Below are 23932 nucleotides of genomic sequence, written 5' to 3' on the forward strand. Positions count from 1 at the left end.
GCAGAGGTGAATGACTGTGGAAGCAACAACTTGTCAAACGTGCGGACGGCTGTTCATGAAACAAAGCCGCTCGCCTTACTGCCCATCCTGTGCGGAAGTCGATTTCCAAAACTTCTTGAAAGTCCGGGACTTCATCCGCGAACCCGCCAACAAACAGACGACGATCGGAGCCCTCGTCGAAGCGACGAACGTCTCCGAACTTGATATCACGCGATACATCCAGGAAGGACGCCTGATCATCAAAGACAACCCGTCACTGAACATCGCCTGCATCCGTTGCGGCAATCCGACGAACCAAGGAAAGGTATGCGCGGGTTGTCAGACCGACATGCAGCAAGAACTGAAAGGGCTACAAGCCACCGTCACGAAACAAAGCGCTCGCGCTTATCGTTTGGATTAACAACTGAGAAGAGGGGGGACACGTATGCGCATCGATTCTGCAAAGTGGGTACACTTACCGAACACTTATGAGAAGAAAACGCAACCTGAGACGAAGCCCGAGCTGACACGCCAAACGGACCAACTATCGATATCGGCCGAAGCCCGCGCCCGGTTTGAAGAACCGGTGAAACATCCGGAGCGTCTGGAGAAGATCAACGCCTTGAAGGCGGAGATTAATGCCGGGACGTATGCACGGGACGCGCGCGAAATCGCCAAACGCTTTCTACAAGGATGAATGAAAGCGGGGTCCGAGGGAGACCTTCGCATAAATATGATGGCACGGAAGCTGACTAAACAAGGGACACCCTTTCTTTAGTCGGCTCTTTTTTTGGAAAAAGGAGAGACTTATGCTCACATTACATACACGCTTGCTCGAACTCGCTTATGACAAAGAACGCTTGCTCGTCAACGGAGATATGCCCGCTTTTAGCGCGCTCGTCAAGGAAGAAGCGACACTCGTCCGACAAATCAAACAAAAAGAGGCGGAACGACTTCAAGGAACGTATCATTTGGACGATGAAGAGAAGGAAGCGTTACGACCGGTCGTCCTCGAGCTCAAACGGCAGAACGAATTGAACGCCGTCTTGCTCGAACAGTCGCTCCGGTATATTGAATGGCATTTGGACATGCTCATGCCAGAGGCAGATGATTTCACGTACGGCCAACAAGCGCTCGAGACGCGCTCGTTCAGCCGGGATGTATAAGGAGGAAGTTTGATGGGCTCAACATTTATGGGATTAGAGACGGCGCGCCGCAGTTTGACGACGCACCAATGGGCGCTCCAGGCGACAGGGAACAACGTCGCCAACGCCTCGAACCCGGGTTACTCGCGCCAACGCTTGTCGCTCGGCATGACCGAACAACTCAGCGTCAACTTCGGGGGAACGAAGGCCGGGCAGTTCGGGACAGGTGTCCGTGGCGAGACGCTCGCCCGGATCCGTGACTTGATGATTGATCAACAGTACCGTGACGAGAAAGTGAAAAATTCGTTTTACGCGACGAAAGAAGCGGCATTCGGTCGCATGGAAGACATCATCAACGAACCATCGGAGAACGGGCTTGCAAAAGCACTTGACTTGTTTTGGGGCTCGCTCCAAGATTTGTCGGTCAACCCGGACGACACCGGCGCGCGCAGTGTCGTGCGTCAACGGGCGATGACGCTCACGGAGACATTCAACTATATGTCGTCTTCGCTCACGAAAGTACAAGATGATTTGAAATCAGAAGCCGACGTCGTCATCAAGAAAGTGAACGATCTTTTGAAGAAGATTAGTGAAGTCAATCGTCAAATCGGGGATGCTGAGCCGATTGGGGTTCTCCCGAACGAACTGTATGACGAGCGCGACCGCTATATGGACGAACTCGCCCAATATATCGAGTTCGATCGCAAACCGATCGATTACTTGAACGGCGAAAAACGCGGTAACTCGCAACTGATGGCCGAGGGACGGATTGATATCGTCGTTAATATCGGAACGAAAGAGGCGCCGAATAATGTGAAGCTTGTTGACGCCATCGGAGGAGGGGTCGGGAAATTTGACGGCCTCGAATTAACAAATGCAGCAGGTACGGTGACAATGCTAACTCACGCTGATATTCCGAACGGGAAGTTGAAAGCACTTGTCGAGATGTATGGTGAAAATGAAAGTGAAGGGGTTGACGGCGCATTCACTGTCATGTTGAAAGACTTAGATGCGATGGCGCTTCAATTCGCAACTGCCTTCAATACCGCACACAGCGGCAATATCGATGGAGCAGGTGTCGCTGGTACGAATCAATTTTTTAAAAATATGACGAGTGCCGCAGATATTGCTGTCGGGGATGCGATTATGAAGAACCTTGACTTAATTGCTGCCTCGAAAGATGGCAATATAGGAGATGGCAGTGGAGCATTGGCACTCGCTGATTTAAAAAATCAAGTATTGTCATTCACTGATGGATCGGTCACGACGAATGCCTCAATTGGTAAATATTATCAAAACATCATCGGCAATATGGCGGTATCGGCTAGCCAAAGCGGTAGTCTCGCGAAGAGTACGTTCGCGCTCATGGCGAGTTCGGATCAGCGCCGCCAATCGGTGAGCGCTGTCTCACTCGACGAAGAGATGACGATGATGATTCAGTACCAGCACGCTTATAATGCGGCGGCGCGGAACATAACGGCTGTTGACGAGATGCTCGACAAAATTATTAACGGCATGGGTGTCGTAGGGAGGTAATAAATAATGCGTGTTACACAGACGATGCTCACACAGACGAATTTGAAACATTTATCAAGTAGCTATAATACGCTCGCTCGTGTCCAAGAGCAACTCATCAGCGGGAAGCGAATTCAAAAAGCGTCTGAGGACCCGGTCGTGGCGATGCAAGGCATCCGCTATCGGACGGAGGTGCGTGAAGTCGATCAATTCCGTCGCAACGTCAGTGAGGCGACGAGCTGGATGGATTTGACGGATTCAACGTTGAATGAAGTGACGGAAGCCGTCAAACGGATTCGTGAACTGACGACGCAAGCGGCGAACGATACGTATGAATCGTCACAACGTCAAATTATTAAGAGCGAGATTGACCAACTCGTCGAACATATTGGTTCGCTCGCGAACTCGAAAGCCGGCGAGAAATACATTTATAACGGGACGAAGACGGATGCTCCACTCATCGATATCGAGAGTTTGAAAGCCTATTTGGCGAGTACGGATCCAGATGCGCCTGTTGCCGATATTTATGAGAGCGGGGCTGTTCCCGCCGCTAGCGGTGAAATCAAATTTGAAGTGTCAAAAGGGATCACGGTTCAAGTGAACATGCAGCCGGAAACCGTCTTCGGTGAAGAACTGTTCAAAGGGTTGCGTGACTTGAGTTTGGCGCTTCAAGACCCGACGAAGACCGGGCAAGACTTCTCGACAATGCTCGGTACGCTCGATACACTCGGGCAAAGCTTGATCACAGAGCGGGCTGAACTCGGGGCTCGCGCAAACCGGCTTGAACTCGTCGACAACCGTCTCCAAGACCACGAAATCATCGCGAAGACGATCATGTCGAACAATGAAGATATCGATATCGAACGTGTCATCATGGAGCTCAAATCCCATGAAACGGTACACCGGGCCGCACTATCGGCCGGGGCCAGGATCATCCAGCCGACGCTCCTCGACTTCCTCAGGTAAGCCCGGATGAACCTGGCGAGACTTGAGATGCGGCAGACGCAAGCCGCGATCCAGATGACGTCGAACCGCCCCGTGCTCGAGATGAGACAAGGGCGGGCCGATTTGTCGATGACGCAAGGCAAGGTCGAGATGACGCAACAGACGAGACAAGGGACGCTCGAAGTCGATTCATCGGTCGCCCGCAGTGAGAGCAACTTGAAAGGCGCGCTCGAGCTCGGCCGCTACTTCGGCCAGCTCGGCGAACAAGGCGTGCGCGAGGCGACGAGCCAAGCGGCCCAAGAAGGCGATCAACTCATGCGCATCGAGAACGGCAATCCGATCCCGGGCATCGCCGCGAGTAAAGTGAATGACCCGTATCCGGTCGTCGACATGGACTTCATGCCGAAGTCGCTCGACCGCGTGAAGTTGACGTATACGCCGGCGGATGTCAAAATCGAGTGGAATCTGACGCCGGCACAGATTGATGTATCACTCACCCCGGCCGACATCTCGTTCACGCCATGGACGACGGACATCTCGCTCCGTCAACAAGCGTCGCTCGAGATGTGGCCGGTCGGTGGCATGTATGATGAGACGCGTTGAAAGTGAGGACAACCCATGTTCATTGAGACAGACTATTTTGGCAAGATCGAAGTAAATGAAGAAGAGACGATCTCGTTCGTCAGCGAGATTCCTGGCTTCCCGGACTCGAAGACGTTCACCCTCATCCCGTATGGGGACGAGCTCCCGTTCTGGTCGCTCCAGTCGCTCGAGGACCCGGCCTGCGCTTTCGTCGTGACGAACCCGTTCTGGCACAAGTCGGATTATGCGTTTGAATTGAGCGACGGCGCGAAAGGACAGCTCGGTATCGACGAGGCGGAGCACGTCTCGGTGTATGCCATCGTGACGCTCCGTGAGCCGTTCGACGCCTCGACGCTAAACTTGAAGGCACCGATCGTCATCGAGACGAAAGAGCGCCGTGGGAAGCAAGTCATCTTGGACGACGTCTACCCGGCCCGGTTCCCGCTTGGCGGCCAGAAAGCAGAGGTGCGCTGATGCTCGTATTGAAACGAAAACAAGGTGAGGCGATCCACATCGGCGACGATGTGACGCTCACCGTGCTCGCCATCGAAGGCGACCAGGTCAAGCTCGGCATCGACGCCCCGCGTCACATCGACATCCATCGGCATGAGGTATATGTCCAGATGCAAGTCGAGAACGAGTCGGCCCGCGACAGTGCCAACTTGATGAAACAAATGCTTAAAAACAAGTCGGAAGCGTGAGCTTTCGGCTTTTTAGCTGGCCTAAAATTTGGATGGGGTGACATGTGTCACTTTCGTACGATAGGATAGGAGAATGAAATAGCGGGAAAGGACGAGATAGTTTGGGTCAAGTCATCAACATCTTTTTCATCAATATCAGTATCATCTATCTCGTCTTGTCGCTGACGCTGTATCTCATGCGTCAGCTGTTGCCGATTCAGACGGGTTCGCCCTACGCGGTTCGGACCTGGTTCGGTCTCGCCATGGGGCTCGCGGCCGTGCTGTTGACGGTCAACTCGTTCCAAGTCGGGGAGGCGCGGGTCGACATGCGAATCATCCCGCTCGCGCTGTCGGCCACCTATGCCGGGCCGGTCGGGGTCGCCGTCACCATCGGACTGACGCTCCTCGGCCGCTTCGCCCTCGACGGCATGACCGAGCAACTCGTCCATTCGTTCGGCACGCTCGGGCTGTTCCTCGTCTTGTCGCTCGGGTTGAGTCGACTCGTGCTCCGGCGGGGCCACCTATACTCGGCCTATCTCGTGTTCGGGACTGTGCTCGTCTTGTTCCGAATCGCTGGCAACGTCCCGATGCACGCGTTCACGACGGTATTCTTGCCGTATTTTGCGATCACGTTCCTCGGCGGCTGGATGTGCTACTGGGTCGCAAAACAGATCGAGACGCATCTGCGCATGTTCCGGCTGCATACGCAGCGGGCGACGATCGACGAGCTGACCGGGCTCCCGAACCGGTATATGACGCTCGAACGGTTGAACGAGGTCGAGATGTCGGGTCTTCCCTTGGGCGCTGTTCGTCATCGACGTCGACCGGTTCAAACAGTTGAACGATACATATGGGCATCGGGCCGGTGACGCAGCGCTTCACCACATCGCCCAAACGTTACGGGCCAACTGTCCGGACGACGGCTTCGTCGGCCGTTACGGCGGGGAAGAGTTTTTGATGGTGCTCGAGGACGTGGACGATGTGAGGTCGATTGCCGACAACGTCGTCACGGTCGTCCGGGACACGCGGTTCTCGTTCGAAGGGACAGAGATTCCGATGACGGTGTCGCTCGGGGCCTCGCTCGCCGGGGCCGAGCCGGGCACGCTCGTCTTCGAACGGGCCGACGCCGCCCTCTATCACGCCAAGTCGAGCGGGCGCGACCAAGCAAAAATCGGGTAAACAAAAAATCGGTCCCAGAGGATCGATTTTTTTAGTGGATATTTTTCTTTTTGAACTGGCCGCCCCGGACGTCATGGATATTGCCGATGGCGAGGAACGCCTTCTCGTCATAGTCGTCGAGGATGTCTTTCAGTTTCGTCTCTTCGAGTCGGCTGATGACGGTGAAGACGACTTTCTTGCCGTCGCCCGTGTAGGCCCCTTCGCCGTGCAGATACGTTACGCCGCGGCCGAGCCGGTCCATGATGGCCTGACCGACGTCATCCGGCGCCGTCGTGATGATCCACGCCGCTTTCGACTGGTCGAGCCCCTCGAGGACGATATCGATCGTCTTGAAGGCGACGAAGTACGTGATGAGCGAGTACATCGCCCGGTCCCAGCTGAAGACGAACCCGGCCGTCCCGAGGATGAAGATGTTGAAGAACATGACGATCTCACCGACGGAGAACGGGAGCCGGTCCGTGAACGACACGGCTAAGATTTCGGTCCCGTCGAGCGACCCGCCGGCCCGGATGACGAGCCCGATGCCGGCCCCGAGCAGGAAGCCGCCGAAGACGGTCGACAAGAGCAGGTCGTCAGTGAACGGTTCGATCGTGTGGAGCAAGATCGTGAAGCCCGACATGAGCATGATGGCGATCAACGTGACGACGGCGAACGTCTTCCCGATCTGGCGATAGCCGAAGTAGATGAACGGCAAGTTGAACAGGATGAGCCAGATGGCGAGTTTCGTCTCCGTCAAATACGACGTGATGATCGAGACGCCGACGATGCCGCCGTCGATGATTTGGTTCGGGACGAGGAACGCCTCGAGCCCGATGGCGAAGATGAAGGAACCAATCAACAGGAGCAGCCCCTTGGCGAGGAGTTCGGTCGGTTTGATCGGATTGTGTTCACGTTTCAAACGGAGCACTTCTTCTGGAGATGGGGAAGGCATCGGTGGACGCTGCATCGGGGTCACTCCTTTTTTCTTTTTAGTATAGCAAACCTCACGCGGTAGGAAGCAGAAGCGGCAGACAATCTGACACAAGTTTTTGTCGATATCGTATATGTTATTTTACTATTATTTTATGCTAGACTAGGAAAGTTGATTTTTGAAGGAGGACATGATTCATGAAACGTGACAATCGAGCCTGGCTGATGGGCTTTCAAATCATTATGAATATCATCGGCGGGATGATCGCGGCGTACGGCCTCGAGTCGGTGTTGATTCCGAATAGCGTATCGGACGGGGGCATCACCGGCATCAGCATCGTCGTCTCCCAACTGACCGGTGTCCCGCTCGGCGTGTTCCTCGGAATTCTGAACATCCCGTTCGTCTACCTCGGCTATAAACAGATTGGGAAGAGCTTCGCGATCCTGTCGGTCACCGGCATCGCCTCGCTCTCGATCGGGACGCTTGTCATGCACCACGTCCCGACGATCATCGATGGGGACACGCTCCTCGTCACGGTCGTCGGCGGGATCATCCTCGGACTCGGGATGGGGCTGTCGCTCCGGAACGGGGGCGCGCTCGACGGCATCGACATGCTGGCCGTCCTGTTATCACGGAAGTTGCCGTTCGGGACGAGCGACTTGATTCTCTTCTTGAACGTGTTCGTCTTCATCGTCGTCTCGACGGTGTTCGGCCTACAAGGAGCGGTGCTATCGGCCATCGCTTACTTCATCGCCTCGAAAGTGATTCATATCGTCGAGGAGGGCCTGAGCGGCGCGAAGACGTTCAAAATCATCACGAGTGTACCGGACGTCATGGTCGAGACGGTGCGGGACCGGCTCGGCCGGAGCGCCACGCTCAACCAGATCCAAGGCGCCTACTCGAAAGAGTGCTATTACGAGATCACGTGCGTCATCAACCGGCTCGAGGAGCGGAAGATGAAAGAAATCATCAACCAAGTCGACCCGGAGGCGTTCGTCGTCGTGTACGAGGTGTCAGAGGTCAAAGGCGGAAATTTCCGAAAACGAGATATCCATTGAGACGAATCAAGCAGCCGGGCGCTGCTTGATTTTTTTATTTGAGGCAGGGAAACAGGCGACGGATAGGGAACAAGTCGGGATTCAGAAAGGAGAGAACGTATGCGTCCGCTAATATTAGGTGTGCTCGCCGCCTTGTTTTTCGCGAGCACGTTCGTGTTGAATGAATCGATGCAGGTCGGCGGGGGCAGTTGGGCGTATAGCGCCTCGCTCCGTTTCCTATTCATGATCCCACTGCTCATGATCGTCGTTTATCTCCGAGGTGGCATGACGCGGGTGCGCCGCGCCATCGTCGGTGAGCCGTGGCCGTGGCTCGTCTGGGGGACGGTCGGCTTTGGTCTGTTTTACGTCCCGATCTGTCTCGCCGCCGAGGTCGCCCCGCCTTGGCTCATCGCCGGTACGTGGCAAGTGACGATTATCGCCGGGGCGCTGTTGTCACCGCTCTTCCGTCGGAATGACGGGACGCAGGAACAGATCCCGTGGACGGCGCTACGTTTTTCCGGCATCATCCTGTTCGGCGTCGTCTTGATGCAAGTCGAGTTCCTCGCCGACTTCGAACCGCGCTTCCTGTGGATCGGGGTGGTGCCGGTATTGATCGCCGCCTTCGCCTATCCGCTAGGCAACCGCAAGATGATGGCCCACACTGATCTTGACGTGTTCGAGCGTATCCTCGGCATGTGCATCGGCTCGCTCCCAGTCTGGCTCCTGTTGTGCGGCTACGGGCTGACGACGGGGGCACCCACGAGCTCGCAACTGACGCAGACGCTTCTCGTCGCGCTCTTGTCCGGAGTCGTTGCGACGGTACTCTTCTTCAAGGCGACCGACCTCGTCAAACACGATATGGGGAAACTCGCCACGGTCGAGGCGACCCAGGCGCTCGAGGTGTTGTTCGCGCTTATCGGGGAGTTGATTTTCCTTCAGGCGCATCTGCCGTCCGGGCTGTCGCTCGTCGGCATCTCGCTCGTCATGGTCGGCGTCGTGCTGCATAGCCGCAGCCAGTTCAACGTGAAGGAGAGTCTGGTGCCGGCGGCGAATCGATATGACAAGGAGGGATAAACATGTCCTATGGATTGATCGGAAAATTGACGGCCGTTCCGGGCGAGCGTGAGACACTGCTCGCAATCTTGCTTGAGGCGGCTACGGCGATGGAACGAGAGCCGACGTGCGAAACATACCGAGTGAACGTCTCGCTCGATGACGAGTCGATCGTCGTCTATGAGGTGTGGGCGAGTATGGAGGCGCATCAACAGTCGCTGTCGCTCGAGACGACAAAGACGTTGATTGGGAAGGCACGGCCGATTCTGGCCAACATCGAGCGTTTGGCCGTGTTCGAGCCGAGGAACGGCCATTAAAAAATCCACGTCCGAGGACGTGGATGGCGGGTCAAGCTTTCGTCAAGCTGCCTTTGACTTTCTCATAAAACTCGTCCATCATCCCGGTACGGCTACCGAGCTGACAGATGAGTTCGAGCGTCTCTTTATAGAACTTTTTGACGAGTCCTTTGTTTTTGATCCCGTCCATCGACGCGAGCGTCTTGTCGAGGTTTTGCAGAATCTCTTCGATCTGGTCGTCCGAGTCCGGTTTCACGACCGTCATGTTGTCCGGGATTTTGACAACTTTGTCTTGTTCCTGGTGACGGAACGACGCGCCGAAGCCGAGGTTCTCGATGAACAAGTGCGGCATCACTTTCTGGCCGAAGAACTGTTTATGCCAATCTGTCGCTTTCATCGTGTCCATGTCCTGTTTGAACGTGGACGCCGTCGAGACGTACTTTTTGAACAAGTCGGTCATGAACTTCTCGATGACCGGGATTTGAAGGGCGAAGACGTTCTTTAAGAGCGCGTCGAGCTGTGCGCGTGACAATTGTTGTTCGTTTGACATGTCGGTTCCTCTTTTCTATAATACGATACTTTTATCGTATGGGATTGCGGAACGTGCGTCAACGCATCCCTAAACATTTTTTCAGAATATTTAATGATTTAAGGTCATTTTGTGCGATAATCGTCTCATGGCTAGACTAAAGAGGAGTGAATCCATATGAACAAAACAATGAAATGGGCGGTCGCGCTCGGCGTGACGGGCGCCCTCGTCGCAACGGTCGGTGTCGTCTCGTCCCGGGGACGGACTGACGATACGACGCAGACGATCCGTGACCGGGAGCTCGGTTATGAGATCATCCTCCCATCAAAGATTGTCGAGGCGATCGAGCGTGGGGACGTCTATATTGAGAAGGCACAGGACGTCGTCGATGTCGGCGACAAAAACAGCTATGGCACGTTCGACCTCTTCTATAACGTCGAGGACGGCGACGACCAGTTGTTGTTCCATTTGGACTTGATTGACCGTGAACTATCGGAAGAGGCGTTCGCACAGGAAATCGGCTATGGCAACTACCTTGGTGCGAGCGACAAGACGTTCTTCTGGGTCGAACCGACCGAGGCTGTCCCGGGCGCCGAGGCGCACACGGAGGAGATCTCAGAGCTGCTCGAGACGCTTCCGGAGCTCGAGTTCCGTACGTTATGAGTCTGCCCGCTACGGCGGGCTTTTTCGATTATGCTACAATATGACGTGAGGTGATTTCATGAATTGGACAGTAGAAGAAGTGAGACAAGCAGAACAGGTGGCGGCGCTCGAGGCAGCGGTCAATGACTTTGACAAGATTGACGTGAAACTCGGACACGTGGCGGTCGGTCAGAACGACTACGCCGTCTATGACGATGATACGCTCGTCGGGTATATGGTGCTTTTCCCGTATCTCCCGAACGAGTATGAAGTGAACGCGCTCGTACATCCGGACTTCCGGAAACAAGGCGTCTTCACGGCACTTTTGGAGGCGGCAAAGCAGGATGCGAAACAGAACGGTTGTGAGGCGTTCACGTTCGTCATCGACCGCAAATCGAAGGACGGCAAAGCGGTCATCGATCGTCTTGGCGCGGCGTATCAGTTCTCGGAATACAATTTGGTGCTCAAAAAAGCCGAGCTGTTCTTGAAACCGGACGAGGTGTCACTCCGCGAGGCGACCGATGCCGACCGTCCGCTCATCATCGAGACGCTCAGTGAGGCGTTCGGCGACCCGCTCGACGTGACGGAGAACATCTATCAACAGATCGACACGCCGGACCGCGTGACGTACATCGGTGAGGTCGAAGGCCGTCCTGTCGGGATCATCCGTGCCCTGCTCGCCGGCGAAGATGCCGGCAGCATCCACGCGTTCGGCGTCAAGGCGGACGAGCAAGGCAAGGGCTACGGCACGAAGATGTTGAAACAGATGGTCCAGCAGATGTTCCGCATGGGCCGGACGAAACTCGAGCTCGACGTCGAGACAGAAAACAAGGCCGCGCTCGAGATCTACAAGCGGGCCGGGTTCGCGGAAAACGGCGGGTATGAGTTTTATTTGTTAGAACTGTGAGGTGAGACAAATGGTTCGGAATTTGAAATGGATGGGTGCCGCTTTTGAGGCGCTGCTCGGTATCCCGGCGCTCGGTGGGCTGTTCATCATCAGTATGGGTTATACGCCGCTCGGGTTCATGCTCGTGTTCCACATTGTCGTGCTCGTCATGTCGATCACACGACTGAAACGGATTTCGGTTGGGCCGATCGTCGGCATCACGGCGTCGGTGCTCGGGTTCATCCCGTTCCTCGGCATGATGCTACACTGGGCGGCCGCGATTGCGCTCGCAATCGACGCGCTCATGACCCCGCGCGAACAAGTGCACATGTCAAAAGAAGACGACCGTTTTTAATCTGGACGCTCTCGGTGACGAGGGCGTTTTTTCATTGACCAAAACTTCAACTGAAAACGCTATACAAAAGCTGGCAATCGGACGATATAGTAGGTGATGAATTACACAGAGGAGGAACTCATAGTGAAGCTATTCAAAAACTTTACGACCCAACTGCTCGCTTGGATTTTGGTCACATCCTTTATTACGGGCGGAGCGGTCGGCTGGATCACGCTCTTATTGCTCACGGAGCTTGAGATGGCGAAAGGACAGGTCATGCTCGTCGGGACGGCCGTGGCGTTGCTCATCTCAGGGTTAGGCGGAGCTGTCATCTACTTGATCGCCCGTCGCCCGCTCAAGGCGATCGAATCGGCGTCGGACAAGGCGGTCGAGGTCGGCAATGGCGATTTGACGGTCGTGTTCGCGAGCGAAACGACGACAGACCGTTCGGAGATGGGACGTCTGCTCCTGTCGATGGACAACATGGTCGGACACCTGCGTGAACAAGGGACGAACATGCGCTACACGGCGGACCAGCTCACCGGTTCGGCGCAAGAGATTGCGGCAGCGGTTCAAGAAGGGAATATCGCCGGTGAGAACATCCGTCAAGCGATGGATGCGTTGAACAAGATGCTCGAAGATAACGTCAATGCGACGTACAGTTCGATGGATCTGCTCGGTGCCGTCGCCCGGACGATGGAGAACATCCGTCAAGAGATGGGTTCTGCGCTCGAATCAGCGAGCGAGATGCAACAAGAGGCCGAGAGCGGTAAAGGCCTCGCCTCGTCGTCGGTCGATGCGATGCATGCGATTGCTGGCAAAGTTGAGCAGTCGTCGACGCTCAACAGCAAGTTGACAGAGATGACAGGCGAAATCTCGCGTATTACAGACGTCATCAGCGATATCTCAGCACAGACGAACTTGCTCGCCTTGAACGCGTCAATCGAAGCGGCACGCGCCGGAGAGCATGGACGCGGCTTCGCGGTCGTAGCGGCCGAGGTCAAGAAGCTCGCTGAACAGACGGCGAACTCGACGCAAGAGATCACGGATTTGATTGTCGACGTCAAACGTTTAGTTGGGGACACGTCGTCATCGATGGCGAACGTGAAAGCGGAAGTGGAGACGGGTGTCGGTCTCGTCGAGAAGGCGGGCGGTGCGTTCGCGTCGATCCACAACTCGGCGAACGAAGTGTACAGCCACGTCCATTCGGTCGATGCGCTTTTGGATGAGTCGCGTGGCCAGATCGACTCGGTCGTCACGAACTCGGCCGGCATCGTCGGCATGGTCGAAGAGGCGTCACGCTACGCGACAGAAGTCACGTCAGCGGCAAGCCAACAGGCGGCCAGTCTCGGTGAAGTGAACGGCGCGATGACGGAGCTCGTCCGTGTCGCGGAGAGTTTGCAGAACGAGACGGAGCAAGTGAAGGTGGAAGCGTAAGGAGGAGCGGCCCAGAGATGGGTCGTTTTTAATTCGTTCTCTATTTAAAAAGTAATATCTACTTTGTTTAATTGAATTGATATACATAAAAAATAAGTCTAAAGATTAGGTGGGCACTAAACTATGAATGATTTAGGAGAACAACTAAAGCGATGGAGTGAAATTACCACCACTCACATAGAAAAGTGGATGCGAGGAATGGATTCGATGCTAGGTCAAGCGTTAGCTGATTGGATGGCTCAAGAAAAGCGAGTCATCGCGTTTCGGAGGCAAACCCGTGAAGTGGAAGACAAGCTAAGGAAGCATGATCTCGTTATTCAAGAACTCATTACTCGCTTATACCAACATGACGATACACAACGCTTAGATCAACAAGCTCGTTTTCAACAAACGCTGCGTGAAAAAGTGAATCGGATTGAAACGTTACATCATGAACTTCAAGCGAAAGAAGAAGTCGTCATGAAAAGTCGCCTTGCGGTTCAGCAATTGTTGTTTAAAGTAGACGAGTCAAAGACAAGGGAAGCGCATCTTCAAGAAGAGGTAATAAAACAAAAAACAAAATTGCGACAATTTGTTGTGGAGAAACAACAGCTGGAAGATCAAATAAAAAACATGACATCGCAACTGTATGACGATGATCTTCAAGCTAATGCGAAAGAACTCTTCAAGGCGCAGATTCATAAAGCGGAGACGCGTATTGAAGAGATTGAAGCGCGAGAGCGGGCAGTTCATGAACGGAATAAACACTACGAAGAAGAGCAACAAAAAGTGCAGCATCAAAAAATGGAGCTTGATCAAATAGTCGCACAAATGGAATTGGTACGTGAAAACTTAGTTAGAGAGAAGCAGCATTTGCTTCATGACGTCGCGTCTCAAGAAAAACAGATTCAGTTTTCTATCCAAGAGAGTGAGCGGCTTCAAAAGCAACTACAAGCGAGTCGACAAGAACAAGAAGAAGCATATTCATTGTTTAGTGAAGAACTTGAAAAACGAACAGCGGTAGAACTTGAAAAAGAGGAAATCAATCGCGAATACGATGAAATGATGAAACAGTGGAGTTCGGACAAGAAGAAGTATATGCAAAAAGAGACTCGCCTAAAAAAGCGGCTCGGCCGTCGTATCGGTGGGAGTATCCCGAACATACTCGTAGAGCCAGAATTCGAAAAAGACTATTTGGAATTGTCCGAACAAGAGCAGACAGGTGTGGATGCAGCACTTTATGAACTCTCACTTGGATGGCATACCGGGAACGTGACGTTTCGACCGAACAGCGTCAAAGTGAGAACGACAACGTACCAGGAATATGGATGGGGATCATCTCATCATGTGCCGGGCCGTCTATATATAAAAAAAGAACAAACGGGTTACCGTGTGTATCGCATTAGCCGGACAAAAGATGGGAATCATCGATTAAGTCAGTCGCGAGTGATTGAATGGCTAAAAAATCAATAAAAGTTGCAAAGAAGATTAAACATTCGAAACAACACTCCGATATAGAGTATGGAAACGCAAAAACGTTCCAACTAATACAAGGTGAGGGGCCGGCCTAAACCTTGTATGCTCGGACAAATGGATTTGGAAGAGCGGAAAAACTCAAACCTATGGAGGGAAATTACAATGATTATTAATAACAACATGAACGCAATGAACGCACACCGTAACATGTCTTTCAACACAACACAGACTGGTAAATCGATGGAGAAACTTTCTTCAGGTCTTCGCATCAACCGTGCTGGCGATGACGCTGCAGGTCTTGCAATCTCTGAAAAAATGCGTGGACAAATTCGCGGTCTTGATCAAGCGACACGTAACTCACAAGACTCAATTTCATTGATTCAAACTGCTGAAGGTGCATTGAATGAAACACATTCAATCCTTCAACGTATGCGTGAATTAGCTGTTCAATCAGGAAACGATACGAACACAGTGGATGACAGAAATGAAATCCAAAAAGAAATTTCGCAATTAACTTCTGAAGTTGATCGTATTTCGGCAACGACAGAATTTAACACTAAAAAGCTATTGAATGGTGAGTCTGGTAGTAAAGCAAACTTCGGCTCTAATGCGAACGTATTGATGGCTTCGGCTAGTGAGCAAGCTGCAGCTGGAACGTATGCAGTTGTTACAACTACAGCGGCTGAACAAGCTTTAACAACAGGAGCTACGTTTGCAAACGCTGCAATTACTGCACCATTAAATGGCGCACAAACAGTAAAAATTAACAACCAAAACATCAACTTTAACGCAGTTGCCGGTGATGCTGAAGCGACTGCTACAAACTTCATTAATGCACTTAACAGTGCTAATGTTGGTTTGACTGCAAATGGTGATGCAGCTAATGGTATTGATTTGAATTCATTAAAATACGGTTCTGATCAATCAATCACAATTGAAGCAAGCGCAATTACTGCTGCAATGGGATTGACTACAGATGCAACAACAAACACTTCGGATATCGGAGTTGATGTAGCTGGTACAATTAACGGTGTTGCTGCTAGTGGAAAAGGCACTACATTGACAGGTAGTGGAGCGTCTACTGGTGTTTCGGTAACGCTTACTAACACTTCTGCCTCTGCAGCTGCTGGAGCACGAGGAGATGTAGTAGTAACTCAAAATGCATTGACTGCTCAAATTGGTGCAAATGCTGATCAAAATATCTCTATCAGTATCTCAAGCATGTCTTCATCAGACTTGGGAATCGCTGGTTTAGATTTGACATCACAGTCAGGTGCTAACTCTGCTATTACTCTCGTTGACAATGCAATCAAGTCAGTTTCTGGAGAACGTTCAAAACTAGGTTCTGTGCAAAACCGTCTTGAGCACACAATTAACAACTTGAGTGTTGGAGCTGAAAACCTCCAAGCTGCTGAATCACGTGTACGTGACGTTGATATGGCGAAAGAGATGATGAGCTTTACGAAGAACAACATCCTCAACCAAGCTGCGCAAGCAATGATGGCTCAATCGAATTCCCAACCGCAGGCAGTACTTCAACTCCTTCGGTAAGGAATGACGGGCGTCTTATCTGGTAACGGATAAGAGTACAACTGGGTGAATTGCTGGGACTCCTTAGAGCCCTCCTTACGACAACGTGACTGGAAACGGTGAGCGTGAACGTTTTGAAAAAAGGAAGGGATTGGACAATCAGCAGCCAAGCATCTGTCAGGAAACTGTGATGAAGGTTCAACGACTAGGATGAACGACCTACCGACTTAACGTCCATGGTTATGAGATCCGTACCTCGTAAACGGCGAGGGAAGTGCCCAGCCCCTACTTTACAATAACATTTGTTTTTATATCGATATTGTAAAAGGGTGAAGATATAGTCTGGTCCATATTGAAAAATATGGGGAATCGCAAGCAAACCAACAGCCGCAAGCTGTGCTTCAATTGCTCCGTTAATATAGCAATTGACTATTTAAAAGTTATACTAAAAACCGTGGAGCTCATGCTTCACGGTTTTCACGTCTTGCCATTTGTAGACAACTGACCAATATGTTCGATTTAAGCGCCGGGCAATCTCACGGTCAGTGATTTCTTGGTGTTTCCATTTAATCAATAAAGCGATTTCTTCACTTGAATATGGACGGGCTGGGATTGATACCCGGACCGAATAATCAGGATGTGAGATTTTGTAGTGAGCGATTTCTGAAGCGAGACGTGTCTCCCAATCCAATTTATACGCAAAGTCTGGCAACTCAGTCAGATAAAATTTCAACATATCAAGTATGTGAAATGTATCGATGACTTTAGTTGTTTTAAGATAATAGCCTTTCCCACTTGGCGTACCTGACGTCCTTACATTGACGTGAAAGTGCTCGGATAAGAAAACTACCAGTTTTTCTAACTGTTCTTTAGAGAAAGCTTGTAAATAGAAGGCGATGTGTGGTGTGAATTGGATTTCTTTTTTCTTGTGATTGAACCGTTTACTAAGTAGAAGGGAACCATCATCGAGATAAAGCGTGAGAAGAAATGAAGGGTGACGAATGTCTTCGAGCAATTCGAACGGAATCTGTTTTGTATTGTTTGGATAGAATAGTGGAAACAATCTCGTCATGAGTGGAATCGAACGAGATACCAAGTTGTTGCCGCGTAAATACAGTAAATTAGGAAGCTTTCGTTGCTTCCACTCCCGGTAGCTTAATTGTCCTATGCTAAAATGTTCGCGGTAGCTGTTATTCACACGTCGATCGTACACATAACATTTCGTGATTTCTCCATCCCCTAAAATACTCGCGACCAATATGGCGATTTGCTCCTCTGAAAGCCCTTCCCACTCCATCGATGCTCTCTCCCTTACGAAATAGTAGCTTCAATTTATTTATTCCCGTTTTGAACAGTGGACCGGTTGCAATAATGGACTAGCTCGAATCAACTTTTTGATTGACAAGTCGATACATACACTGAGAGAAGGTGTATAGATGATTAACGAATTACAGCAGCAACTACATACAATTCAGATTGAACAAAAACGATTGACGGAAGTTGAGGACGTCTTACGGACGATGCGTTCAATCGCGATCGAGGCAACACAATGTGTGGGTAAGAGACGATTACAATTGAATGACCAATTTCGGGAACTACAAGCTCACCTGTACTATTTAGAACGTGAAAAGCAGGAACCATTTCAGCAAAATACTGCAAATTGATGGTGAATGAACCGATAAAGTCCATGAGAACAATTATAAGAGGAGCAGAAGCTTATGAACCCGACCATCTCTGAAGTCCGGCTTCACCTACCTTCTTCTGTATTGCCGTATGAACAAACGAAAAACGTGTTCGTCGAGGCGAATCATGCTCGTCTCGCCGATGAAGGTATCGTTATTCTTCCGACGCCTCAACACGTCACCAAGTTAGAGGCGGCCGTCGAGAAGGCGAATGTTGTGTTAGACCAACAACGTACCGGTCTGAAGTTTATGAAACACGAGAAATTGAACGACTATTATATTCAAATCGTGGATACGAATAACGAAGTCATCCGCGAGATTCCAAGCAAGAAGTCACTCGACTTCTTCGCGGCGTTCATGGAGTTTAACAATTTATTTGATGAACGTGTCTAAAGGAGGCTAACTATGACATCACCAATCCGATTTGGCGGACTCGCCAGTGGAATTGATACCGATACAATCATTAAGCAATTGATGCAAGTCGAACGGGCACCGGTCGACAAGCTCGAACAAAAGAAACAAACGACTGAATGGAAGCGTGACGCGTATCGCGAGATCAACCGCTCGCTTATGAATCTACGTAATAGTGCAGTCGATCTCATGTTCAGCCGTAACTTCTATGCGAAGACGTCGAGTTCTTCCGATTCTTCAAAAATTAGTGTGACGGCAGGACCTTCTAGCGGCAACAGTGCGCTTCGCATCGACTCGGTGACGCAACTCGCAACGTCAGCGACGACGATTTTAAGTGCGACTGATAAAAATGGTGCCGCATTGACAGGCACGACAAAGCTCTCAGATATGAATGGTTTTGTCGCCGGCCAAAAACGTGTCATTCAAGAGACGGCTCGTACTGAAATGACGTTACCGAAAGATTTGGATTTTGCCGCAATGACACTTAAAGATGCTACAGGAACTGTATTGAACAAAGCAGATTTTAATTATGATGCGACAACTGGAAAATTAACAGCTACGAATACAACGACCTATCCAGATGGAGTAATTCCTCAAGGAGTTTCTGCAGAGTATATTTCAGGTACTGGCTTTGAAATTCAATACAAATCATCGGTGACCGGGACTTACAAAAAGATTGAGTTGAGTGCGACTGCGACCGTACAAGAACTGATGAGCAAGTTGAACGAGAAAGATACAGGATTATCGGCATTCTTCGAATCCTCGACTGGTAAAATCTCGCTATCTACGAAAGAAACTGGCGCAAATGCTACAATTGACTTTGATACGAGTTTCAAAACAGCGTTCTCGGTAGGCGCGACGAATCCCGTCGGTCAGAATGCCAAGTTCAAAGTGAACGGAATCGATGTGGAGCGAGCTTCGAATACGGTAACCATCGACAATATGACGCTCACATTGAAATCGACGTTTACTGCTACAGAAGGCGCCGTAACACTCTCCGCTGCTACCGATACGCAAAAAATCTTCGACAACATCAAAGGGTTCGTCGATAAATACAATGAAACGATTGACTTGATGAACAAGAAAGTCCGAGAAGACAAGTTCCGCTCGTTCGCGCCGCTGACAAAAGCGCAACGTGATGAACTGTCTGAAGACGAGATCAAGAAGTGGGAAGAGAAAGCGATGAGCGGAATGCTCCGTGGCGACACGATTGTTCGTAGTGCGATGGATACGATGCGCAGTAAGTGGTCAAGCACCTCGTCTGCGACGAACGACGATGCGATGAAGCAACTGTTCCAAATCGGCCTCTCGACCGGCGCCGACTTCACGAACGGTGGGAAGATTGAGCTGAATGAAGAAAAACTCAAAGCCGCCATCGAGAAGAACCCGGAGCAAGTGTATCAGCTGTTCACGAATGCGGAGAGTGGATTACTTCCACAAATCCGGGATGCGGCGGCTGCTTCACGCTCGACCATCACTCGTATCGCCGGAGCTGACGGTTCTGGCGCCCCGACGTATTCGATGGGCCGCGAAATGGCACAAATCGATACGCGGATTCAACGTTTGAATGATTTACTCGTCAATAAAGAAAACGCCTACTACCGTCGCTTCACGGCGATGGAGACGGCGATGAACCAAGCGAATTCACAAGCGGCATCACTGCAACAGTTTCTAGGCGGAGGCATGTAAGAGGAGGAATTTAAATGGTAGCCAACCCATATGCAGCATATCAAAACAACGCGGTCACAACCGCAAATCCACAGGAACTGACGCTCATGCTGTATGACGGGGCGCTCAAGTTCACGCGCCTCGCCAAGCTCGCACTCGAGCAAGGAAATCCTGACTTGAAAAACACGAACATCCAGAAAACGCAAGCCATCTTCCAAGAGTTGCGTCTGACACTCAATAAAGACATCGCGATCTCGGAAAACTTGGATTCGCTCTACGAATATTTGTGGCGCCGTCTCGTCGATGCGAACGTCAAAAACGATACGACGATTCTCGACGAAGTTCTCGACTTCACGACGGAGCTCCGCGACACGTGGAAGGAAGCGATGAAACTCGCAAAACAAGGATGAGACCGATTGACGAGATCATCCTCAAAACGCAACGACTGAAAGACTTGCTAGCGCAAGTCCCTGAGGAGCCGACGTACGATACGTGGATGGACCAAATCCATGAGCTGCTCGACGACCGCGAGCAGTTGCTGTCAGTGCACGGTCCTGATTTGAAGGACGCTGACCAGACGGTGATTCGTCAGCTTGTCGACGACAGCCAACAGATTGCCCGCTTAATCGAGGCCGAGCATCAACGGCTCGGGATGACACTCGGGACGACGCGTCAAGAACGGAAGACGGTCAAATCGTATGTCGACCCTTACGATGACGTCGATTCGAACTTCTCTGGCTTATTTGACCAACAGACATGAAAACCTCGAGGGCACGCGCCCTCGAGGTTTTCTGCGTCATGACGTCTCCGTTTGTCGTCGTCGTCGCATCAGCTTCAACAGGAAAAACGTCACGGTAAAAAGAATCAGCCCGCTCTTGTTGAATTGAATGTAGGCGTGAACCCATGAATCGGTCCGGAGCAAGACGAGCGGGAGGATCGTCACATGCATGACACTCCAATGAATAAAAATCTGTTTCGGGAACGACCACCGTCTCACTTCGTAAATCACACTCGTCAGGCCGAGGAAGAACGCCATCCCGGCAGCAATAAGCGTGTCGTACGCGGCATTCGGTTGACCGTTCCAGATTTGATAGAGGGCCAATAGACCAAAGATGGCAAAGAGAATGATTCCGCGAAACATTCCTTTTCCTATTAACCTCATATGTACCGTCCTTTCACATATCTGTTTTTTTTTATAGAAGACGTGTGGAAAAGTTTCACCTTGTTGATGTGGATGCAAACACGTCTGTTTTGTTGTAATATCGGGTAAATACCACTATACCCGTTGCTTCTGTTCTGGAAAGGGGAGGGAAACGAGATGAGTGAGAAAAAGGTAAAACCGAACGCGAAAGATCGTCGTTACTTCGTCTACGGTCCAGAAGGAGCGTACGATGAATACGTGGAACGGGACCCGAAACTCGAGGCGTACGTCGAAGACGACGCACCAATCGAAGATAACCCTGATCCGTATGAAGAGGAAGATTTAAAAGCTCGCGGATAAATGTCAAGACCGAACAAGGCTCAATTGCGAGCCTTGTTTTTTATTGTGACGGGGTGGGGACCTGGTACTTTTTATTGCCAAGGTCAGGTGGATGAATCCGTTATGCTCGTTGTATCAACTATCACTCGTCACATCAAAAGGAGAGATTTTCAATGAACATGAAACGATACGGATTCTTATTTGCCTTACCACTCGCGCTACTTGTCGGCTGTGGGGAAGAAGCCGAACTTGCCTCTAGCACGGCACCGACGGAACAAACCGAGGATGTGAAAGAACAGAAAGCTGAAAAACAGGCAGAAACAGTGGTCGAGGAAAATGCTGAAGTGTATGACAGTGAAATCGGCATAAACACGATTCACATGAAGAATACCGAGTTGACGATGAATGAGACGATGGGATCGGTTCAGTTCAACGTCAATAAAATTCAGACGTCGCGTCTGAACGTCGCAGAAGACTATCTGGATATGTTCGACGGAAAAGACGAAGTGACGCTCGTCGTCGTGAACGTCACTGCTGAGAACACAGTCGATGACACGATTCACTTTTATCCGGACCAAGGCACACTCGTCACGAACACGGGTGAACAGATCGATGCCAATCTTTGGTTCTCTGATGACGTCGGCGGGGATTTCCTTGGAAAAGTGAAGAAGGAAGGGAACGTGATGTTCATGGCGGACGCGATGCCGGAAGAATTGACCGAAGTCCGGTTCATCGTCGGAGGACCAACGAACACGGATTATGAGAAGTTGGCCGAGGAGTCGTACGAATACAAAATCGATGTCACCAAATAAAGAGAAAGCGCATCGTCGTGATGCGCTTTCTCTTTATTTACGTTGATGCGGCAGTGGGATCGTCAGCACGTTCCAGTTCTCTCCGGCGAATACCTTCGCCAAGTAGACGATCTGGCCGACATGATAACTGTAATGCGACACTTGTTTCTCGATCGCCCAGATGACGCTTTTTTCCTGGCCGCGGATGAAGACGGTCTTGCCGATGTCTTCCGGTGTGAGGCTCGCCAAGACATCATCTAACAGCTGCCAGCGCTCGTCCCACGTCGCCATGAGCTCTGCACGAGACAACTGTTGGTCCTCGAACTCGGCGTCACGGTTCCGGTCCGGTTTCTCACCATCCGTCGTCAAAAAGTTGGTCCAACGTGACAATATATTGTTCGAGATATGTTGGACGATGACGGCGAGCGAAAGTGTGTCCACTGCCAGCACGCGATGTAAGTCATCGTCGCTTACTTGATTCAGCGCGCTTTCGGCGAGCTGTTTCTGTTCTTGAAAGATGCTTCGTACTTCTGTCATGTAACGTTGTTCAAACATGTTGGTTCCCCCTTATGTCGTGTCTTTCTCCCATACCCGAAATCAAGAAAAGACGAACAGGAAGTCCTGGCCGTCTAAGCGTGTTCGATTCTGAAATCTTCCCAATGTGACCGGGCCTGGGTCCGGATTCGCTCTGACACTTCCTTGCTGCCAAGCAAGATTCCGTACCACCGCCTCGCGTCCTCATACAGGCCGAGTGCAGCCGACAAGTCGGCGATCCGCAGCATAAGTTGGTCGTACGGGAGACCGGTTCGGACCTGGTCTGTGTACGCCTCTTGTACTTCATTATACTTATCGAGCGTCCGTTGCATCCATTCCTTTTCCGCCATCTCGTTGTCGATTAAGCGATTCATCCAGACGAGGCGCATCCCGAGCATGGCGATGACAGACGGTTTCTGTCCGCTCAGCTGCGCCGTCAAAACGGCGAACTTGTACAGCTGAATGACGTGCTCAGGCGTGCGGTCACCTTGGAGCGTCTCCGGGTTGACCCGTGAGAGGTAGTTCGTCTCGAGTGCTTCACGGTTATGCTTTCGGACCTTGTCGAACGAATCGTGGAAGACAAGGTGACAGTGGTTACAGATGACCGGTTCATACAAGTATGGGTTCTCACCGTCGTATGTCGTATAGCCGTCCTTCGCAACTTCCTGCGGCCGGATGTGGCGCGACAAGATACGTGGTGTCACACTTTCTTTCAAACAGTACGGGCACTTTACTTTCTTCGAAAACAGATGTTCAGCCATAGTTCACCTCATACGTACACGTTGACGAGTAATCCACGGATCTCACCGACTTGGTCGAGAAGCGACAAGCGTGACGCTTCCCCCGAGATGACCTGGTCCGTCAGTGCGAGCAGTTTTTGGTCGACCTGCTCGACGATCTTATAGATTTTGGCCCGACCCCGACGATTGAACCCGCGCTTGTCTTCGAGGCGGAGCGCCGCGTCAACGGCGTCTTTCATAAAGTCTTTAATGAGTTGCTTATATTCAGCGAGTGACTCGACCGTCTGGCTCTCAGCGAGGAGTTCGCCTTTCTCGTGAATGGCCGCGATTTGGCGTTGGAAGCGCTCGTGCTCGCGATCATCACGCTTTTGGCCGATGACGTTCTGGAACGAGACGCCAGGCTCGGTATCGGGGCGTTTCGCTTTCCCTGTGCCGTGAAGCGACTGCGTCTCCATGATGCGACGAATATCCATTAGGTCTCGTCCTTTCTTT

General features: G+C 51.4%; 33 protein-coding genes. 26 read left to right on the forward strand and 7 right to left on the reverse strand.

Translation table 11 applies throughout. The features are described from left to right. Positions 1-55 precede the first annotated feature (55 nt). From NMQ00_RS04505 to NMQ00_RS04550, 10 genes are all read left to right on the forward strand, one after another. Entirely contained in the window at positions 56-400 is a 345-nt protein-coding gene (locus tag NMQ00_RS04505) for a flagellar protein (protein WP_255178122.1), read from the forward strand. Between the two features lie 24 nt (positions 401-424). Next, positions 425-676, forward strand: a complete 252-nt coding sequence (locus tag NMQ00_RS04510; protein ID WP_255178123.1) for a flagellar biosynthesis anti-sigma factor FlgM — start codon at positions 425-427, stop codon at positions 674-676. 112 nt (positions 677-788) lie between these two features. After that, complete coding sequence (flgN, locus tag NMQ00_RS04515) at positions 789-1145, forward strand: flagellar export chaperone FlgN (protein ID WP_255178124.1); 357 nt, start codon at positions 789-791, stop codon at positions 1143-1145. A 12-nt stretch (positions 1146-1157) separates the two neighbouring features. After that, positions 1158-2660, forward strand: coding sequence for a flagellar hook-associated protein FlgK (flgK, locus tag NMQ00_RS04520; protein WP_255178125.1), 1503 nt, complete (start codon positions 1158-1160; stop codon positions 2658-2660). 6 nt (positions 2661-2666) lie between these two features. After that, positions 2667-3605, forward strand: a complete 939-nt coding sequence (gene flgL / locus NMQ00_RS04525) for a flagellar hook-associated protein FlgL (protein WP_255178126.1) — start codon at positions 2667-2669, stop codon at positions 3603-3605. Positions 3606-3611: 6 nt separating this feature from the next. After that, complete coding sequence (locus tag NMQ00_RS04530; protein WP_255178127.1) at positions 3612-4187, forward strand: DUF6470 family protein; 576 nt, start codon at positions 3612-3614, stop codon at positions 4185-4187. Between the two features lie 15 nt (positions 4188-4202). Then, positions 4203-4640: a flagellar assembly protein FliW gene (gene fliW, locus NMQ00_RS04535; protein ID WP_255178128.1), complete on the forward strand. Its 438-nt coding sequence runs from the start codon at positions 4203-4205 to the stop codon at positions 4638-4640. Then, on the forward strand, positions 4640-4867 hold the full coding sequence (gene csrA / locus NMQ00_RS04540) for a carbon storage regulator CsrA (RefSeq protein WP_255178129.1): 228 nt from the start codon (positions 4640-4642) through the stop codon (positions 4865-4867). Before fliW ends, csrA begins: the two co-directional genes overlap by 1 nt. A 101-nt stretch (positions 4868-4968) precedes the next feature. Next, positions 4969-5715, forward strand: coding sequence for a hypothetical protein (locus NMQ00_RS04545; protein WP_255178130.1), 747 nt, complete (start codon positions 4969-4971; stop codon positions 5713-5715). After that, positions 5684-6025 carry a GGDEF domain-containing protein gene (locus NMQ00_RS04550; RefSeq protein ID WP_255178131.1) on the forward strand — a complete coding sequence of 114 codons (342 nt, stop codon included), beginning with the start codon at positions 5684-5686 and terminating at the stop codon, positions 6023-6025. The genes NMQ00_RS04545 and NMQ00_RS04550 overlap by 32 nt, the downstream gene beginning before the upstream one ends. 31 nt (positions 6026-6056) lie before the next feature. Here the strand turns inward: NMQ00_RS04550 and NMQ00_RS04555 are convergent, their stop codons facing one another. After that, the gene (locus NMQ00_RS04555) at positions 6057-6971 is read right to left on the reverse strand and encodes a YitT family protein (protein ID WP_255178132.1); all 915 of its coding nucleotides are present in this window, start codon (positions 6969-6971) and stop codon (positions 6057-6059) included. Positions 6972-7132: 161 nt separating this feature from the next. On the opposite strand from NMQ00_RS04555, the gene NMQ00_RS04560 reads away from it, so the two are divergent. The 3 genes from NMQ00_RS04560 to NMQ00_RS04570 all read left to right on the forward strand — a co-directional run bounded on the left by NMQ00_RS04560 (position 7133) and on the right by NMQ00_RS04570 (position 9342). Beyond that, positions 7133-7993, forward strand: a complete 861-nt coding sequence (locus NMQ00_RS04560; RefSeq protein WP_255178133.1) for a YitT family protein — start codon at positions 7133-7135, stop codon at positions 7991-7993. A gap of 99 nt (positions 7994-8092) precedes the next feature. Continuing rightward, positions 8093-9046: a DMT family transporter gene (locus tag NMQ00_RS04565; protein WP_255178134.1), complete on the forward strand. Its 954-nt coding sequence runs from the start codon at positions 8093-8095 to the stop codon at positions 9044-9046. A 2-nt stretch (positions 9047-9048) separates the two neighbouring features. Further along, positions 9049-9342: a putative quinol monooxygenase gene (locus tag NMQ00_RS04570; protein ID WP_255178135.1), complete on the forward strand. Its 294-nt coding sequence runs from the start codon at positions 9049-9051 to the stop codon at positions 9340-9342. A 31-nt stretch (positions 9343-9373) separates the two neighbouring features. Here the strand turns inward: NMQ00_RS04570 and NMQ00_RS04575 are convergent, their stop codons facing one another. After that, positions 9374-9871 carry a hypothetical protein gene (locus NMQ00_RS04575; protein ID WP_131435339.1) on the reverse strand — a complete coding sequence of 166 codons (498 nt, stop codon included), beginning with the start codon at positions 9869-9871 and terminating at the stop codon, positions 9374-9376. Between the two features lie 156 nt (positions 9872-10027). On the opposite strand from NMQ00_RS04575, the gene NMQ00_RS04580 reads away from it, so the two are divergent. From NMQ00_RS04580 to NMQ00_RS04605, 6 genes are all read left to right on the forward strand, one after another. Continuing rightward, on the forward strand, positions 10028-10513 hold the full coding sequence (locus NMQ00_RS04580) for a hypothetical protein (RefSeq protein ID WP_255178136.1): 486 nt from the start codon (positions 10028-10030) through the stop codon (positions 10511-10513). 58 nt (positions 10514-10571) lie between these two features. Beyond that, a complete protein-coding gene (locus NMQ00_RS04585; RefSeq protein WP_255178137.1) occupies positions 10572-11399 on the forward strand; it encodes a GNAT family N-acetyltransferase in 828 nt (275 codons plus the stop codon). A 10-nt stretch (positions 11400-11409) separates the two neighbouring features. Then, entirely contained in the window at positions 11410-11733 is a 324-nt protein-coding gene (locus tag NMQ00_RS04590) for a hypothetical protein (protein ID WP_255178138.1), read from the forward strand. Between the two features lie 123 nt (positions 11734-11856). After that, positions 11857-13149 carry a methyl-accepting chemotaxis protein gene (locus tag NMQ00_RS04595; protein ID WP_152567749.1) on the forward strand — a complete coding sequence of 431 codons (1293 nt, stop codon included), beginning with the start codon at positions 11857-11859 and terminating at the stop codon, positions 13147-13149. Positions 13150-13272: 123 nt separating this feature from the next. Continuing rightward, entirely contained in the window at positions 13273-14601 is a 1329-nt protein-coding gene (locus NMQ00_RS04600) for a coiled-coil domain-containing protein (RefSeq protein ID WP_255178139.1), read from the forward strand. A gap of 165 nt (positions 14602-14766) precedes the next feature. Further along, the gene (locus NMQ00_RS04605; protein WP_255178140.1) at positions 14767-16155 is read left to right on the forward strand and encodes a flagellin N-terminal helical domain-containing protein; all 1389 of its coding nucleotides are present in this window, start codon (positions 14767-14769) and stop codon (positions 16153-16155) included. A 424-nt stretch (positions 16156-16579) separates the two neighbouring features. On the opposite strand, the gene NMQ00_RS04610 is transcribed toward NMQ00_RS04605, so the two are convergent. Beyond that, positions 16580-17431 carry an endonuclease gene (locus NMQ00_RS04610; RefSeq protein ID WP_255178141.1) on the reverse strand — a complete coding sequence of 284 codons (852 nt, stop codon included), beginning with the start codon at positions 17429-17431 and terminating at the stop codon, positions 16580-16582. A 139-nt stretch (positions 17432-17570) separates the two neighbouring features. Here NMQ00_RS04610 and NMQ00_RS04615 point away from each other — a divergent pair, with 139 nt between their 5' ends. The 5 genes from NMQ00_RS04615 to NMQ00_RS04635 are packed head-to-tail and all read left to right on the forward strand — an operon-like array spanning position 17571 to position 20655. After that, positions 17571-17798: a hypothetical protein gene (locus NMQ00_RS04615; RefSeq protein ID WP_255178142.1), complete on the forward strand. Its 228-nt coding sequence runs from the start codon at positions 17571-17573 to the stop codon at positions 17796-17798. A gap of 54 nt (positions 17799-17852) precedes the next feature. After that, positions 17853-18209 (forward strand): flagellar protein FlaG, encoded by a 357-nt coding sequence (locus NMQ00_RS04620; RefSeq protein WP_255178143.1) that lies wholly within the window; start codon positions 17853-17855, stop codon positions 18207-18209. A gap of 12 nt (positions 18210-18221) precedes the next feature. Beyond that, entirely contained in the window at positions 18222-19916 is a 1695-nt protein-coding gene (fliD, locus tag NMQ00_RS04625) for a flagellar filament capping protein FliD (RefSeq protein WP_255178144.1), read from the forward strand. Positions 19917-19930: 14 nt separating this feature from the next. Continuing rightward, the gene (gene fliS, locus NMQ00_RS04630; protein WP_255178145.1) at positions 19931-20305 is read left to right on the forward strand and encodes a flagellar export chaperone FliS; all 375 of its coding nucleotides are present in this window, start codon (positions 19931-19933) and stop codon (positions 20303-20305) included. After that, positions 20302-20655: a flagellar protein FliT gene (locus NMQ00_RS04635; protein ID WP_255178146.1), complete on the forward strand. Its 354-nt coding sequence runs from the start codon at positions 20302-20304 to the stop codon at positions 20653-20655. The genes fliS and NMQ00_RS04635 overlap by 4 nt, the downstream gene beginning before the upstream one ends. Before the next feature lie 36 nt (positions 20656-20691). Here the strand turns inward: NMQ00_RS04635 and NMQ00_RS04640 are convergent, their stop codons facing one another. Then, positions 20692-21036 carry a DUF3021 family protein gene (locus NMQ00_RS04640; RefSeq protein ID WP_255178147.1) on the reverse strand — a complete coding sequence of 115 codons (345 nt, stop codon included), beginning with the start codon at positions 21034-21036 and terminating at the stop codon, positions 20692-20694. A gap of 177 nt (positions 21037-21213) precedes the next feature. Between NMQ00_RS04640 and NMQ00_RS04645 the strand changes: the two genes are divergently transcribed. Both NMQ00_RS04645 and NMQ00_RS04650 read left to right on the forward strand, forming a co-directional pair. After that, positions 21214-21396: a hypothetical protein gene (locus tag NMQ00_RS04645; protein ID WP_255178148.1), complete on the forward strand. Its 183-nt coding sequence runs from the start codon at positions 21214-21216 to the stop codon at positions 21394-21396. 152 nt (positions 21397-21548) lie between these two features. Continuing rightward, the gene (locus NMQ00_RS04650) at positions 21549-22187 is read left to right on the forward strand and encodes a DUF4352 domain-containing protein (RefSeq protein WP_255178149.1); all 639 of its coding nucleotides are present in this window, start codon (positions 21549-21551) and stop codon (positions 22185-22187) included. Between the two features lie 33 nt (positions 22188-22220). On the opposite strand, the gene NMQ00_RS04655 is transcribed toward NMQ00_RS04650, so the two are convergent. The 3 genes from NMQ00_RS04655 to NMQ00_RS04665 form a co-directional block, all read right to left on the reverse strand. Beyond that, positions 22221-22721, reverse strand: a complete 501-nt coding sequence (locus NMQ00_RS04655) for a DUF1572 family protein (RefSeq protein ID WP_255178150.1) — start codon at positions 22719-22721, stop codon at positions 22221-22223. A gap of 74 nt (positions 22722-22795) precedes the next feature. Further along, positions 22796-23461 carry a DUF2225 domain-containing protein gene (locus NMQ00_RS04660; protein WP_255178151.1) on the reverse strand — a complete coding sequence of 222 codons (666 nt, stop codon included), beginning with the start codon at positions 23459-23461 and terminating at the stop codon, positions 22796-22798. A gap of 8 nt (positions 23462-23469) precedes the next feature. Then, complete coding sequence (locus NMQ00_RS04665; RefSeq protein WP_255178152.1) at positions 23470-23913, reverse strand: YaaR family protein; 444 nt, start codon at positions 23911-23913, stop codon at positions 23470-23472. Positions 23914-23932 lie beyond the last annotated feature (19 nt).

The sequence above is a fragment of the Exiguobacterium aurantiacum genome (assembly GCF_024362205.1).
Lineage (GTDB): Bacteria > Bacillota > Bacilli > Exiguobacteriales > Exiguobacteriaceae > Exiguobacterium > Exiguobacterium aurantiacum_B.

What these genes read in the sequence shown, in the direction of transcription:
- fliW (WP_255178128.1), top strand. Translation starts at nt 4,203, where the DNA reads ATGTTCATTGAGACAGACTATTTTGGCAAGATCGAAGTAAATGAAGAA.
- NMQ00_RS04555 (WP_255178132.1), bottom strand. Translation starts at nt 6,971, where the DNA reads ATGCAGCGTCCACCGATGCCTTCCCCATCTCCAGAAGAAGTGCTCCGT.
- NMQ00_RS04505 (WP_255178122.1), top strand. Translation starts at nt 56, where the DNA reads ATGAAACAAAGCCGCTCGCCTTACTGCCCATCCTGTGCGGAAGTCGAT.
- NMQ00_RS04510 (WP_255178123.1), top strand. Translation starts at nt 425, where the DNA reads ATGCGCATCGATTCTGCAAAGTGGGTACACTTACCGAACACTTATGAG.
- NMQ00_RS04580 (WP_255178136.1), top strand. Translation starts at nt 10,028, where the DNA reads ATGAACAAAACAATGAAATGGGCGGTCGCGCTCGGCGTGACGGGCGCC.
- NMQ00_RS04610 (WP_255178141.1), bottom strand. Translation starts at nt 17,431, where the DNA reads ATGGAGTGGGAAGGGCTTTCAGAGGAGCAAATCGCCATATTGGTCGCG.
- csrA (WP_255178129.1), top strand. Translation starts at nt 4,640, where the DNA reads ATGCTCGTATTGAAACGAAAACAAGGTGAGGCGATCCACATCGGCGAC.
- NMQ00_RS04530 (WP_255178127.1), top strand. Translation starts at nt 3,612, where the DNA reads ATGAACCTGGCGAGACTTGAGATGCGGCAGACGCAAGCCGCGATCCAG.
- NMQ00_RS04560 (WP_255178133.1), top strand. Translation starts at nt 7,133, where the DNA reads ATGAAACGTGACAATCGAGCCTGGCTGATGGGCTTTCAAATCATTATG.
- NMQ00_RS04590 (WP_255178138.1), top strand. Translation starts at nt 11,410, where the DNA reads ATGGTTCGGAATTTGAAATGGATGGGTGCCGCTTTTGAGGCGCTGCTC.
- flgN (WP_255178124.1), top strand. Translation starts at nt 789, where the DNA reads ATGCTCACATTACATACACGCTTGCTCGAACTCGCTTATGACAAAGAA.
- flgK (WP_255178125.1), top strand. Translation starts at nt 1,158, where the DNA reads ATGGGCTCAACATTTATGGGATTAGAGACGGCGCGCCGCAGTTTGACG.
- NMQ00_RS04620 (WP_255178143.1), top strand. Translation starts at nt 17,853, where the DNA reads ATGAACCCGACCATCTCTGAAGTCCGGCTTCACCTACCTTCTTCTGTA.
- NMQ00_RS04585 (WP_255178137.1), top strand. Translation starts at nt 10,572, where the DNA reads ATGAATTGGACAGTAGAAGAAGTGAGACAAGCAGAACAGGTGGCGGCG.
- NMQ00_RS04660 (WP_255178151.1), bottom strand. Translation starts at nt 23,461, where the DNA reads ATGGCTGAACATCTGTTTTCGAAGAAAGTAAAGTGCCCGTACTGTTTG.
- NMQ00_RS04655 (WP_255178150.1), bottom strand. Translation starts at nt 22,721, where the DNA reads ATGTTTGAACAACGTTACATGACAGAAGTACGAAGCATCTTTCAAGAA.
- fliS (WP_255178145.1), top strand. Translation starts at nt 19,931, where the DNA reads ATGGTAGCCAACCCATATGCAGCATATCAAAACAACGCGGTCACAACC.
- NMQ00_RS04570 (WP_255178135.1), top strand. Translation starts at nt 9,049, where the DNA reads ATGTCCTATGGATTGATCGGAAAATTGACGGCCGTTCCGGGCGAGCGT.
- NMQ00_RS04605 (WP_255178140.1), top strand. Translation starts at nt 14,767, where the DNA reads ATGATTATTAATAACAACATGAACGCAATGAACGCACACCGTAACATG.
- NMQ00_RS04615 (WP_255178142.1), top strand. Translation starts at nt 17,571, where the DNA reads ATGATTAACGAATTACAGCAGCAACTACATACAATTCAGATTGAACAA.
- NMQ00_RS04650 (WP_255178149.1), top strand. Translation starts at nt 21,549, where the DNA reads ATGAACATGAAACGATACGGATTCTTATTTGCCTTACCACTCGCGCTA.
- flgL (WP_255178126.1), top strand. Translation starts at nt 2,667, where the DNA reads ATGCGTGTTACACAGACGATGCTCACACAGACGAATTTGAAACATTTA.
- NMQ00_RS04635 (WP_255178146.1), top strand. Translation starts at nt 20,302, where the DNA reads ATGAGACCGATTGACGAGATCATCCTCAAAACGCAACGACTGAAAGAC.
- NMQ00_RS04565 (WP_255178134.1), top strand. Translation starts at nt 8,093, where the DNA reads ATGCGTCCGCTAATATTAGGTGTGCTCGCCGCCTTGTTTTTCGCGAGC.
- NMQ00_RS04645 (WP_255178148.1), top strand. Translation starts at nt 21,214, where the DNA reads ATGAGTGAGAAAAAGGTAAAACCGAACGCGAAAGATCGTCGTTACTTC.
- fliD (WP_255178144.1), top strand. Translation starts at nt 18,222, where the DNA reads ATGACATCACCAATCCGATTTGGCGGACTCGCCAGTGGAATTGATACC.
- NMQ00_RS04640 (WP_255178147.1), bottom strand. Translation starts at nt 21,036, where the DNA reads ATGTTTCGCGGAATCATTCTCTTTGCCATCTTTGGTCTATTGGCCCTC.
- NMQ00_RS04600 (WP_255178139.1), top strand. Translation starts at nt 13,273, where the DNA reads ATGAATGATTTAGGAGAACAACTAAAGCGATGGAGTGAAATTACCACC.
- NMQ00_RS04665 (WP_255178152.1), bottom strand. Translation starts at nt 23,913, where the DNA reads ATGGATATTCGTCGCATCATGGAGACGCAGTCGCTTCACGGCACAGGG.
- NMQ00_RS04575 (WP_131435339.1), bottom strand. Translation starts at nt 9,871, where the DNA reads ATGTCAAACGAACAACAATTGTCACGCGCACAGCTCGACGCGCTCTTA.